Source organism: Soonwooa sp. T0.1_25, assembly GCF_057652215.1.
In genome coordinates, this window is the sequence record NZ_JBYFBZ010000002.1 from 39098 (window position 1) to 52692 (window position 13595).

Annotated in this window: 12 protein-coding genes; 8 read left to right on the forward strand and 4 right to left on the reverse strand. The window is 34.8% G+C overall.

The genetic code is table 11. The features are described 5' to 3' along the window. Nucleotides 1-36: 36 nt before the first annotated feature. A complete protein-coding gene (locus tag AC23MB_RS03315) occupies nucleotides 37-1080 on the reverse strand; it encodes a M28 family peptidase (protein ID WP_419309826.1) in 1044 nt (347 codons plus the stop codon). A gap of 30 nt (nucleotides 1081-1110) precedes the next feature. Beyond that, nucleotides 1111-3924, reverse strand: coding sequence for a DNA polymerase I (gene polA / locus AC23MB_RS03320; protein WP_419309828.1), 2814 nt, complete (start codon nucleotides 3922-3924; stop codon nucleotides 1111-1113). 123 nt (nucleotides 3925-4047) lie between these two features. On the opposite strand from polA, the gene AC23MB_RS03325 reads away from it, so the two are divergent. From AC23MB_RS03325 to AC23MB_RS03360, 8 genes are all read left to right on the forward strand, one after another. Then, nucleotides 4048-5532 (forward strand): formylglycine-generating enzyme family protein, encoded by a 1485-nt coding sequence (locus tag AC23MB_RS03325; RefSeq protein ID WP_312322816.1) that lies wholly within the window; start codon nucleotides 4048-4050, stop codon nucleotides 5530-5532. Nucleotides 5533-5605: 73 nt separating this feature from the next. Continuing rightward, nucleotides 5606-6517, forward strand: a complete 912-nt coding sequence (locus AC23MB_RS03330) for a T9SS type A sorting domain-containing protein (RefSeq protein ID WP_374329732.1) — start codon at nucleotides 5606-5608, stop codon at nucleotides 6515-6517. Between the two features lie 161 nt (nucleotides 6518-6678). After that, nucleotides 6679-7326 carry a response regulator gene (locus tag AC23MB_RS03335; RefSeq protein WP_312322814.1) on the forward strand — a complete coding sequence of 216 codons (648 nt, stop codon included), beginning with the start codon at nucleotides 6679-6681 and terminating at the stop codon, nucleotides 7324-7326. A 5-nt stretch (nucleotides 7327-7331) separates the two neighbouring features. Next, nucleotides 7332-9080 carry a tetratricopeptide repeat-containing sensor histidine kinase gene (locus tag AC23MB_RS03340; protein WP_487786512.1) on the forward strand — a complete coding sequence of 583 codons (1749 nt, stop codon included), beginning with the start codon at nucleotides 7332-7334 and terminating at the stop codon, nucleotides 9078-9080. A 262-nt stretch (nucleotides 9081-9342) separates the two neighbouring features. Then, the gene (locus tag AC23MB_RS03345; protein ID WP_245797203.1) at nucleotides 9343-9840 is read left to right on the forward strand and encodes a pyruvate decarboxylase; all 498 of its coding nucleotides are present in this window, start codon (nucleotides 9343-9345) and stop codon (nucleotides 9838-9840) included. Nucleotides 9841-9915: 75 nt separating this feature from the next. Continuing rightward, the gene (mgtE, locus tag AC23MB_RS03350) at nucleotides 9916-11235 is read left to right on the forward strand and encodes a magnesium transporter (protein WP_313028181.1); all 1320 of its coding nucleotides are present in this window, start codon (nucleotides 9916-9918) and stop codon (nucleotides 11233-11235) included. A gap of 104 nt (nucleotides 11236-11339) precedes the next feature. Continuing rightward, nucleotides 11340-12041, forward strand: coding sequence for a CoA transferase subunit A (locus AC23MB_RS03355; RefSeq protein ID WP_313028179.1), 702 nt, complete (start codon nucleotides 11340-11342; stop codon nucleotides 12039-12041). A gap of 49 nt (nucleotides 12042-12090) precedes the next feature. Beyond that, a complete protein-coding gene (locus tag AC23MB_RS03360) occupies nucleotides 12091-12459 on the forward strand; it encodes a VOC family protein (RefSeq protein ID WP_312322017.1) in 369 nt (122 codons plus the stop codon). Nucleotides 12460-12499: 40 nt separating this feature from the next. Here the strand turns inward: AC23MB_RS03360 and AC23MB_RS03365 are convergent, their stop codons facing one another. Then, nucleotides 12500-12679, reverse strand: a complete 180-nt coding sequence (locus AC23MB_RS03365; protein ID WP_312322019.1) for a type II toxin-antitoxin system antitoxin — start codon at nucleotides 12677-12679, stop codon at nucleotides 12500-12502. Nucleotides 12680-12715: 36 nt separating this feature from the next. Next, a complete protein-coding gene (locus tag AC23MB_RS03370; RefSeq protein ID WP_312322020.1) occupies nucleotides 12716-13582 on the reverse strand; it encodes an SPFH domain-containing protein in 867 nt (288 codons plus the stop codon). Between the last annotated feature and the right edge of the window lie 13 nt (nucleotides 13583-13595).

Below are 13595 nucleotides of genomic sequence, written 5' to 3' on the forward strand. Positions count from 1 at the left end.
AAAAAACAGTTCCAAATCTGAAACTGTTTTAATAATTTATCTTGTATTTTTTCCGTCAACTTTGATTCGTTCTGGACGATTCGCCAACTCCCAAGCCGTTGTGAAAACCAATTGTGTTCTCTTATGCAGCAACGGATAGTCGATTCTGTCCGGCGTATCTGTTGGTTTGTGATAATCCTCGTGGATGCCATCAAAGAAAAATGCAATTGGCACATTATGCTTTGCAAAATTATAATGATCTGACCTGTAATACAATCTGTCCGGATCGTTAGGATCATCGTATTTATAATTCAGGATTAAGTTATGAGTGTCTTTGTTAGCTTGTTCGTTAATTTTTTTTAATTCTGTACTTAACATTTCAGAACCTATAACGTACACATATTGCTTACCTCTATTTTCGGCATCATCACGACCAATCATATCAATATTAAGGTTAGCAACAGTATTTTCTAATGGGAAAACTGGGTTTTTAGAATAATAATCAGAACCCCAAAGTCCGTGCTCCTCACCTGTTACGTGTAAAAACAAAATAGAACGTTTTGGACCGTAACCCGCTTTTTTAGCTTTTTGAAAAGCCTCTGCAATTTCCATAACAGCTACCGTTCCGCTACCGTCATCATCTGCGCCATTGTATACAACACCGTTTTTAGTACCGATATGATCGTAATGTGCAGAGATCACGATAAGCTCCTCTGGTTTTTCGCTACCTTCAATATAAGCAAGAATATTTTCTGACTCTGGAAGTTGACCGTTACGCGTTTTCATAAACTCCGACGGCACTGTTTGATAATAAGAACCTAAAGCTTTTGGAAACGAAACGCCATAACTTTTGTATTGGCTAATCATGTATTCGCCAGCTTTCTTTTGACCTTTAGTTCCCGTGTCACGACCTTCCATCTCGTCCGATGCAATGATGTAAAGATTCTTTTTAAGATCCTCAACCGTGATGCTGTTATAGGCTTTTTTGAATCCATCACCATTCACCGCGTAATTCTTGCTACCAGCGACATTAGAACTTGTGAAACAACTTTGCACAAAAGCAGCAACTGCGACAAGTCCTAAATACTTTAAATTCTTCATATAGTTTATTTTTTGCTTTTTTAAAATTTTTTAATGCGCTTCTAGCCAATTGTCACCAACACCAACCTCCACTGTCAAAGGTACTTTTGTTGAATAAGCCGACTCCATCGCATCTTTAATAATTGTCGAAACCTCATCAACCTCATCCAATGGCGCTTCGAAAATTAATTCGTCATGAACCTGAAGTAACATCTTGGTTTTCAATTGTTTTTCTGTCAAAATGTTATCAATTTTAATCATTGCTAATTTAATAATATCAGCTGCACTTCCTTGGATTGGTGCGTTAACGGCATTACGTTCCGCATGACCTTTCACTACAAAATTACTAGAATTAATGTCTTTAAGATGTCGTTTTCTTCCCAACATTGTTACAACGTAACCGTTTTTTCTTGCATTTTCGACTTGTTCGGACATATATTCTTTAAGTCTCGGATAAGTTTTAAAATACGCATCAATCATCGCTTTAGCTTCTGATCTCGACATTCCTGTTTGATCCGCAAGTCCAAATGCACCTTGTCCATAGATGATTCCGAAGTTGACACTTTTCGCTTGAGAGCGTTGTGTTTTGCTAACTTCTTCAATCGGAATTTTAAACAATTTTGCAGCCGTTGCAGCATGAATATCTTCACCGTTTTGGAAAGCTTCAATCATGTTAAGTTCATCAGAAATCTCTGCAATAAGGCGTAATTCGATTTGTGAATAATCAGCAGAAATAATTTTGTAACCTTTATCCGCAACAAAAGCGCCACGAATTTGCTGTCCACGAAGCGTACGAATCGGAATATTCTGTAAGTTAGGATTAACACTCGCCAAACGTCCAGTCGCTGCCACCGTTTGTGCGTAAGTCGTATGCACACGATCGTCAATTGGATCAATCTGGTTAGGAAGTGCGTCTACATACGTTGACTTCAGTTTTTGAAGCTGACGATAATCGAGGATTAAAGCAATAATTTCGTGTTTTGAAGCCAACTTTTGTAACACATCTTCCGATGTTGCGTATTGTCCAGTCTTAGTTTTTTTAGCTTTTGGATCAAGTTTTAATTTTTCAAATAAAATCTCTCCCAATTGTTTAGGAGAATTCATATTAAATTCTTCCTCAGACAATTCAAAGATTTTGGTTTCCAGATTTCGAAGGTCGTTTTCTAGATCGCCACTTTCTTTTTTAAGCCATTCAGAATCGAGTTTAACACCAATTAATTCCATTTTTGCAAGAACCAACATCAAAGGCATTTCAATATTATTAAAAACCTCTTCTAAGTTTTCTTTAATTAATTGCGGAGCAAAAAGTTGATACAATTGGAAAGTAATATCGGCATCTTCCGCAGCGTAGGCGGTTTGTTCCTCCAAACTAACACCTCGTAAAGTCAACTGATTTTTACCTTTTTTACCAATTAAAATTTCGATCGGAATTGGTGTATAATTAAGGTACATTTCGGATAAATAATCCATACCATGTCGACCATCAGGATTCAGCAAATAATGCGCAATCATCGTATCGTACATCGGACCTTTGACTTCGATATTGTAATTTTTTAATACTTTAAAATCGTATTTAAGATTATGAGCAATTTTTAGAACTTTTTCATCTTCAAAAAATGGTCGGAAAATTTCAACAATTTCTTGTGCTTTTTCTTGATCTTCAGGAATCGGAATATAATACGCCAATCCAGCTTTGTATGAGAAACTTATCCCAATAAGTTGCGCCTCTAACTCGTTAAGCGACGTTGCTTCTGTATCAAAACAAACCGCAGACTGCGCTAACAAATTGTTAAGCAAAATTCGCATCGCTTTCGGCTGATCTACAAATTGATAAAGATGATCTTTTTCTTTAATATTCGATTTGGAAGACGTGGCTTCATTTAACTCTTCAAAATTGGCGAAAAGATCAAGTTGTGTAGTTTGGGGTTTTGCTGAAGTCGAAGTTTTAACCTCAGAAACTTCTGCAGGAGCAACAGTTTCTGTTGAGAAACTTCTGTAAAGATTCTCGTACAAGCGACGGAATTCTAATTCTTCAAAAATCTCTTTAACCTTCTCAAAATCAGGTGTTTCGAGGTCGTAATCTTCTTCTTTAAAATCAATCGGGGCATCACAAAGAATCGTCGCAAGCTTTTTTGACAACAAGCCACGCTCGGCACTAGCTTCAACTTTTTCTTTTAATTTACCTTTTAACTCGTTGGTGTGCGCCAAAAGATTCTCCATAGAACCATATTCTTTAATGAATTTCTTAGCGGTCTTTTCGCCAACACCTTCCAAGCCAGGAATATTATCAACGGCATCGCCCATCATCCCAAGATAATCTATAATCTGTTTGGGATCGTCAACTTCATATTTAGTTTTAACTTCTTCAACACCTAAAATCTCAACATCGCCACCTTTTAATCCTGGTTTATAAATTTTAACCTTATCCGTCACCAACTGCGCAAAATCCTTATCTGGTGTTACCATAAAAACATTATAACCTTTGTCCGAAGCTTTACACGACAAAGTCCCGATCACATCATCCGCTTCATAACCTTCCACTCCCAAAATCGGAATGTGCATCGCTTCAAGAATCTGATGAATATAAGGTTTTGCAAGAATAATCGCTTCTGGTGTTTCGGCTCTGTTGGCTTTGTAATCGCTATAATCATCGTGTCGAACATTAGTTCTTCCAACGTCAAAAACCACCGCTAGATGGCTAGGACGCTCTCTTTTAATAAGCTCTATCAAAGAGTTGGTAAATCCGAAAATAGCTGATGTATCCAAACCTTTTGTGGAAAGTCTCGGATTCTTTATAAATGCATAATAACCACGAAAAATCATCGCATAAGCATCGATTAAGAAAAGTCTTTTGTCTGTTGTCATAGCAACAAAAGTAATGAAAATTGAAAATTCAAACAACGATTATTAAAAATACGGCAAATGTCTTATTTCACAATAATCATGTTTAAAATAGATTTGCTAATAAATAATACAAAATTAATTTACATGAAAACAAAAATTTACTTTAGAAAAATTGCATTTGTTGCAATGAGTTTGTTTGCTTCATCATCTTATGCAAACAATTTGAAAATCACAGGAACAACAATTGATTCCAGTGCAGGAACTGTTACCTTTAATATACAATGGGACAACAGTTGGAAAACTAATATAGCACCAAGTAATTACGACGCTGTTTGGGTATTCATTAAGTATCAAGATTGTTCTGATAAACTTTGGAAACATGCTAACCTAAGTTCAACGTCATCAGATCATTCGACCACATCTTTATTAAAAATAGATGCGGTAACCGATGGTAAAGGTGTATTCATCTACAGAAATGCAAATGGTGGTGGTAATATACCATCAACAAGTATTACCTTAAAAATGAATGTTGCTTCAGCCAACTATGAAAATTATAACTTTAAGGTTTCGGGAATTGAAATGGTGAATATTCCTCAAGGTTCATTTTGGATAGGTGACACTACAAATATTGGATTTGGCGTAAGCAGCAGTACTCCTGCATACACCTACCAAGTGACAAGTGAAAATTCTAATCTAGCAGCAGGCTCTATCGGAACAGGTAATACAGCCGGAAGTAATTTTCCGAAAGGTTATAAGAGTTTTTATTCTATGAAATACGAAATTACTCAAGAGCAATATGTAGAATTTTTAAACACATTAACATATAAGCAACAAGCGAGACGATCAATTGCTAGTCCAGATTCTGCAGCTAATACTTTTGCATTTAATAGTACTTATGGTAATGGTGTGAAAATAAAAACACCTGGTAATAATGCATCTATCCCAGCCGTATATGGTTGCGACCTTGTGACGGGAGACTTTGATGATTTAAATGATGGACAAAACAATGCCATGAATTGGTTAAACTGGGAAGATGTAAAAGCCTATCTAGACTGGTCTGCCTTACGACCAATGACCGAAATAGAATTTGAAAAAATATGTCGAGGACCACTAGATCCTGTTGCTGGAGAATATGTATGGGGAACAACAACAATTAATAATGTTATTGCAAGTGGTGTCATTAATGCAGGAACGGGAAATGAAGGATACAATTCTGTTGCAGATGGTAGAGCAAATTATGGTGTTTACCCAACCTCATACACAAAACCTACAAAAGTTGGCTTTACAGCAACTAACTCATCTGGTAGAGCTTCTGCATCAGCATCATACTATGGTGTTATGGAAATGGGAGGAAATGTCACTGAGATGACAATTACAGCTAAAGCAACTGCAGCCAATTTTATCAACAAAACAGGTGATGGTAACCTATCAGAACTTGCAGCAACAGCAGGAGATGCAGATATTACAGAATGGCCTGATACAACTGGTACAATTATGAGAGGAGGCAGCCTAGGAGGTAGCGAAACTTGGAATTACAATGGTGCTTCCCTTGTTCGTACATCCGACAGAAATGGAGGTGCAGTAGGTACTACACGTTATCAAGGTTATGGTGGTCGCGGTGTAAGATAATTACTTCTAATTTGACTGAGTGGAAAACACTCTAATAAATAAACAATAACTAACAAATAAATCAAATTAGAAGATGAAAACTTATATTACCAAAATTTCGGTGGTCTGTCTCATCTTGCTATTCCATCTGAAGGTATTTGCTCAAGATGAAGTATATGCATATCGTGGTGGTATTGCAGATGGTTTCACAACAGAGACAATCGTCAACAATACTTGCGCGACTCCAATCCATCATTATGCTTATTTTGGAGGAGAAGGAGACGGATCGGCACTAATGACATTAGAAAATGTATCTTGTTCAACTCCATTTCATCATTACGCATATTTTGGAGGAGAAGCCGATGGCGCCACAACTATGACTATTGAAAGCTCATCATGTGCAACGCCATATCATCAGTACGCGTACTTTGGTGGTGAAGCCGATGGTTATGGCTCGAACAGTACTACTAATGTTTGCCCTATTAATCCACCAGTAGCCGATTTTATTGCAGATAAAACAAATGTTTGTACAATGCAATCAGTACAATTTACTGATACATCGACGAATATGCCAACTGGTTGGAATTGGACTTTTGAAGGTGGACAACCTAGCACTGCTACTACCAAAACGGTGACAGTTACATACAATACTTCTGGATTATATCAAGTTAAATTGGTGGCTGCAAATTACAATGGCACAGACACCAAGATAAAAGTTGATTACATCAACGTTGTGGAAGATTGTAGTAGTTTAGGATTAGGCAATATCAGTAAGAAAAATATTGAAATTTATCCAAATCCTACAACAGGAATTCTTAACCTAAAATCTCAAAGCGAGATTAAAACTATTGATGTGTACGACATGAGTGGTAAGAAAGTAACTTCCATTGTACCAAATAACAAGCAAGTTCAAATTAATCTTGAAAAACTTAATGCAGGTGTTTACATCCTAAAAATAAAATCTATTTCAGGTGTAGAAACAGTAAAGGTCATCAAAAAAGATTAATAACAAAACATTTACTTTATAAAAAATCGCTCTACTGGAGCGGTTTTTTTTATTACAACTTTCACTATATTAAAAAAAAAATTATAAATCAAGTAATTACATAAAAAAAAATTAACTTTATCAAAAACATAGCTAAAAACTCTAACCTAAACTAATTATACATGATACGTATCGCCATTGTGGAAGATAATTTTCTTTTATCTAAAGCAATACAAGAGAAAATCGAATTTTATGATAATATAAAAATAAAATTCACCGCAGAAAACGGCGCAGAGTTGCTCAAAAAGATGGAAGAGAATTCACAAATCAATCTTATCTTGATGGACATTGAAATGCCAATAATGAATGGCATCCAAGCGACCGAATATATCAAAAAAAAATATCCTCAAATTAAGATTTTAATTTTGACTGTGATGGATAATGATGAAAATATCTACAACGCAATAAAAGCAGGTGCTGATGGCTATTTACTAAAAGAAGTTACATCAGAGAATTTATATAAAAGCATTATGGATACCTTAGAAGGTGGTGCGGCAATGACGCCAGCAATAGCATTAAGAACATTAAAATTTTTGCAAAATTTTCTATATATAGACTCTATCGAAAAAACTGAAGATATCAAACTTAGTAAGCGCGAAATTGAAGTTTTACAACAGTTAAGTAAGGGGCTTAGCTATAATAAAATTGCTACCAATCTTATCCTTTCTCCATTCACTATTCGCAAACATATAGAGAATATCTATAAGAAGTTGCATGTCTGCTCAAAGATTGAAGCTATTGAGAAAGCAAAAAAAGAAAGGTTAATCTGATAGTTATGAAATCTTTCCTTTTATTTTTTATCACCAGCATTAGTTTTTGTTTTGCGCAAAATTCAAAAAAAGTAGACTCAGTAAGCAATATGCCTTTAACCTATTTGCAAGCAAATCTAAAAACAGCAATACCTATACTTGAAAGAAATGCAGAAGATGCAAACAAAATCGGGAATACAAAAGCTGAAGCAAAAACCTATGCACTATTAGCATTAGCAATGTATTTTCATGGTGATTATGATCAAAATATTTTTTACTTAACTAAAGCTATTAACTTATTCGAAAAAATTGGAGATTGGGAAAATGTATCAAAAGAATATAGCGAATTGGGCTACCGCCTAAAGGCTACCAATATAGTGGATTCCGAAAAATATCTTCTAAAAGCAATGAAAATTGCAGAAAATAAAAATTTTTCAACGCCATTATTAAGTATTTATAATCAATATGGTGAAGTCAAATCCTTAAAAAAACAAGAAGATAGTGCAATGATTTACTATAAAAAGGGACTTTCAATTAAAGAAAAAGTTAATGATAGTGTTGGTATCCCCTACAGTTTAGTTAATATTGGCTACTCATATACGAAAAGTAAAAAATTTGGATTGGCCAAAAAATATTTTGACAGAGCCATGAGCTACAGAATTGCACTCAAAGATCATTACGGGATTTCTGACACATATGCTTATTATGGCGATATGTACTTTGAAATGAAGAAATATAACCATGCAATTGATAACTATAAAAAATCATTAAATATTGCGACAAATTATGAAATAACAAATTTAATTCGACATAATCTTAATATGATTTCACAAGCCTATGAAGCACAAAATGACTATCAAAATGCTTTGTCATATTATAAAAAAAGTCAAACAATTAAAGATAGTATTATTAATAAGGAAACTTATGATAAAATGTCCGAGTTGCAAATTAAATTTGATACATTCTCCAAAGAAAACCAAATATTACAACAGCAAGCCATTGAGAAAAAAAGAAACAATACGATAAAAATTTTAATCATAATAATAGCTTTCCTTTTACTAACAGCATTCTTAATCAATCGACAATTAAATCTTAGAAATCTAAATCAAAAAAAAGAATTTGAACTGAAAACTGCATTTGAAAAAATTGAATCACAAAATAAACTAAGCGAGCAACGACAGTCCATATCTAGAGATTTGCATGATAACATTGGGTCACAATTAACCCTTATAATTTCATCTATTGATAACCTTAAGAATATCCCCAAAATAGACCAAACTATTTTAAGCAAAAAACTTTCATCAATTAGTAACTTCACTCGAGAAACAATTACAGAGCTTAGAGACACGATTTGGGCTATGAATTATGATAACGTTAATTTTGAAGAAATCCATTTAAGAGTTTTAAATTTTATTAGCAAAGCACAATACTCTTATGAAAACATCAATTTTACATTTAATATTGAAGAACAACTTCAATCGAGAAAACTTAGCTCAAATGAAGGATTAAACATTTTTAGAATAATACAAGAAGCCATAAATAACGCCGTTAAACATAGCAATGCAAAAAATATAGATATCTCGATAACAACTTCTAAGAATCAAATTATTTTCTCAATAAACGATGATGGCAAAGGATTTAACCCTAATGAAATCAACTTTGGAAATGGTTTGAGAAATATGGAAAGGAGAGCCAAAGATATTGCTGAAAATTTCGATATTTATTCTGAAAAAGGTTCAGGAACAACAATCAATTTCTCAATTAAAAAATTGTAAATATTAAATTGTAAATACATTATTTTAAGTCTTAATAATATCCAACAAAAACATCATAACTATACTAAATACTTATTTGTTAACGAGAAATATTATTCAAAAACAAATATTTGTTAAATTTTCTTAAAAAAAAGTCATTTAAGAAAAAAATTGGTAGTATTTTTGCATTATAATCGCGATGAATAAAAAAGTACTTTTTGGCATTGGCATTTTTGCCGTTTTTTTACTTGTAATAAGCTGTTCCACTGCTGGAAAAAGCCAAATGGCTGTTGCGCAATTAGCAAAGAAAAATGATATCAAAAGGATTCTTTATTTCATACCTGAAGTTATTCCTGATATTGAGGAAATAAAACAACCAACCTACGACGTATTTTTTACAGCTGCCAGCGACAAAATGATGTCTCTTGGTACTCGCGATTATTTAAGAATTGATATTCCTGTAGAATATGACAGCGTTAATGTTGATATGCTTCGAGAGTTTTGTAAAAACAACGATGCGGACGTTGCTGTTGTACCTCGTGTTAAATACTTTAAAGTTGGATTAGGAAAATATGTATTTTCTAACCAAGTCGAAGTTAGTCTTAAACTTTTCGACGCAGAAGGTAACCTTATGTTAGAAACCAGTTATGACACCTTCAAAGCTGGTGGTCGTATGCTAGGTTCCGCTGCCAATTCTGTAAAAATCGGAACAAAAGGTGCACTTCAAAACATGAATAAAGAATTACAAAACAATCAAATTTTCTTTATTAAATCTACTTAACATTTTTATAAGGACTTCGCTAGATTTCTTTATTCATAGACTTTTTAATACTTTTGCACTTTAAACAAAAAAGCTTTGGAAAACACGGAACTTATAAAGAACCCAGCTGATATTGCCGAATCTCTAAGTGGACTTCCCGCTAAAGATAGGCTTTTGGCGTTTTTGAAAGTTCCGAAATCCGATAAAGCGGAAGTTTTTGCCCATCTCGATCCCGATTTCCAAGAAGAAACTATACGAAGTATTGGTAGTAACGAAGTGGCGTACATCCTTAACGAAATGACGCCCGATGACCGTACGCAATTGTTTGAGGATTTCCCAGATGAGCTTATTAAATATTCCATCAATCTACTTAATCCGCAAGAACGTCGTGTTGCCCTAAAACTTTTGGGTTATCACTCGGACTCTATTGCTAGATTGATGACCCCTTATTATATCCAAATTCGCAAAGAATGGACTGTTAAACGTTGTTTTCAACAGATTAAAAAAGTTGGTGCTAAAGTAGAAACCATGAATTATCTATTTGTGGTGGACGAAAAAAATCGATTAATCGATGATATTACAATTGGTACTTTGTTGTTAGCAGACGAAGATCAATTGGTTTCTGAACTTTGTGACAATCATTTTGTAGCGATTACAACGACAACTTCCAAAGAAGATGCAGTCCCTTATTTTGAAAAATATGACCGAAGTGCAATGCCGATTATCACTGAAGCGGGCGTTTTGGTTGGGATTGTAACGATTGATGATATCCTTGACCAAATTGAACAACAAAACACCGAGGATATTCAGAAATTTGGTGGTTTAGAGGCTTTAGATTTGCCTTATACGCAAACACCTTGGACAGAAATGATTAAGAAAAGAGCTACTTGGCTTATTATTCTTTTCGTGTCCGAAATGTTGACTGCCAGTGCAATGGGCTATTTTGATAAAGAAATTGAAAAAGCAGTTGTTTTAGCATTATTTGTTCCGTTAATTATTTCGAGTGGCGGTAATTCGGGTTCTCAGGCGGCAACCTTAATTATCCGTGCAATGGCGCTACAAGAGCTTAGTCTTAAAGATTGGTGGTACGTCATGAAAAAAGAAATTGTATCGGGTATAATGCTTGGTTTAATTCTTGGTGCCATTGGATTTTTAAGAATTATGATGTGGCAAGAGTTGGGACTTTTTAACTACGGAGAATATTGGGTTTACGTAGGATTAAGTGTTTCGGTATCCTTAATTGCCATTGTACTTTGGGGAACGCTTTCTGGATCAATGATACCGTTTGTTTTAAAGAGATTAAACCTTGACCCCGCAACATCATCTGCTCCTTTTGTGGCAACTTTAGTGGATGTCACAGGATTAATTATTTACTTTACAGTGGCGGGATTATTCTTAACAGGCAGATTATTGTAAACTTCCCCACTCGACAATCACTTTTTTTTTATTTGTTTATCAATATTAGGTCGTAGAATTCTGTAATTTTTAGTATTTTTAAACCACAGAAACAGAATCTCATTATGATTAATAAAACGGTAAAAAACGTTGAAGAAGCTTGCCATGACATCCAAGATGGCGCTACCATTATGCTAGGCGGTTTTGGTCTTTGCGGAATTCCAGAAAATAGTATTGCCGAATTGGTAAAAAAGAACGTCAAAAATTTAACTTGTATTTCTAATAATGCTGGTGTTGACGATTTTGGACTTGGATTATTACTTCACCAAAAACAAATCAAAAAAATGATTTCGTCTTATGTTGGCGAAAATGCTGAATTTGAACGTCAATTGTTAAGTGGCGAATTAGAAGTTGACCTAATCCCACAAGGGACTTTGGCGACACGTTGTATGGCTGCTGGTTACGGTATGCCAGCAATCTACACGCCTGCTGGTGTTGGGACCGAAGTTGCGGAAGGCAAAGAAACGCGAAATTTCAACGGGAAAGATTATTTGTTAGAATATGCTTTTGATGCAGATTTTGCGATTGTAAAAGCTTGGAAAGGCGATACAGCGGGTAATTTGATTTTCCGTTCGACGTCACGAAATTTTAATCCTTTGATGGCGATGGCTGGTAAAGTAACAATTGCCGAAGTTGAAGAATTGGTTGAAGTTGGTGAATTGAATCCTGACCAAATCCACACACCGGGAATATACGTGCAACGGATCTTCCAAGGTGAGAAATACGAAAAAAGAATTGAACAAAGAACTGTTCGTAAGGCTAACTAATATGAGGCTCCAGATTTTTGGAGCTTTTTTTTAAATTAAATTTTATCAAATGAAATTAGGTGCATTTTCTATAAGCTTGAGTGTCAAAAATTTAGAAGTTTCTAAAAATTTTTATGAAACACTTGGATTTGAGGTTTTTGCTGGCGCATTAGCTCAAAAATATTTAATCATGAAAAATGGCGACAGTCTTATTGGTCTTTTTGAAGCAATGTTCGAAGGGAATCTCTTGACTTTTAACCCTGGATGGGACCAAAATGCACAAGCATTGAAAGATTGGAACGATGTCCGCGAAATTGCTAAACATCTTGAAGAAAATGGCATTAAAGCCAATGTACAAATCGATAACGAATCTGGTCCAGGAAGCTTGACTCTGCAGGATCCAGATGGTAATATGATATTAATTGATCAACATCGATAATATTAAAAACAAAAAGCTCAGAAAATTCTGAGCTTTTTTATTAAGATTTATCTGTTTCCTTTTCTTTTGTTTCCTTTTTCTTTCGACCAGCATTGGTAAGACTTTGATGAATGAGAAATTCGATTTGCCCATTCACACTACGGAACTCATCGATTGCCCATTTCTCAATCAATTTATACGTTTCTTCATCAATCCTTAAAACAAAACTTTTCTTGCTCATTTCGTTTCATTTAAAAGCTCAAAAGCTTCGTTTACATTAATTATAAAGAGTTCCTGTATTCAGGATTGGTTGCGCGGCTTTTTCACCACATAACACTACCATAAGATTGCTTACCATCGCTGCTTTGCGCTCGTCATCCAATTCTACAATATTCTCTTCCGATAATTTTTTTAATGCTAAATCTACCATCCCAACTGCACCTTCAACGATTTTGGTTCTTGCCGCAACTATTGCCGTCGCTTGTTGTCTTTGTAACATTGCACCTGCAATTTCGGAAGCGTAAGCCAAGTGCGAAATTCTCGCTTCTTGTACGATAATTCCCGCAGGAGCAAGACGTTCTGTCAACTCTCTCTCCAAGATATGGTTAACATCTTCCCCACCGCCTCTTAAGGTAATTGGAGCATTTTCGTCCTCCAAATTATCATAAGGAAAACTAACCGCCAAGTGACGAACAGCCGCTTCACTTTGCGTTCTCACATATTCCAAATAACGTTCAACATCGAAAGCTGCTTTGTAAGTATCGCCAACTTTCCAAACAATAACTGCTCCAATCTCGATGGGATTTCCCATTTTATCATTAACCTTGAGTGTTTGACCTTGCAAGTTTTCGGAACGCAAACTCATCCTTTGTGATGAATAAAAAGGGTTGATAAAAAACAAACCATTTTCCTTAACAGAACCCACATATTTTCCAAAGAAATTAAGAACACGCGAATGGTTGGGCTGGATGATCATTAATCCTTTCATAAAAAAGAATGACAATAACACCATCAAAATCGCTACAACTCCCAATCCTACGCTATAATCGATAGAATAAATAAACAATCCTACGCCTGCAAAAAACAGGATTACGCTTATTAATAAAGCAAGATAACCAGACATTGGTTTTAAAACTTTTTCCATGTGTTTGAAATTT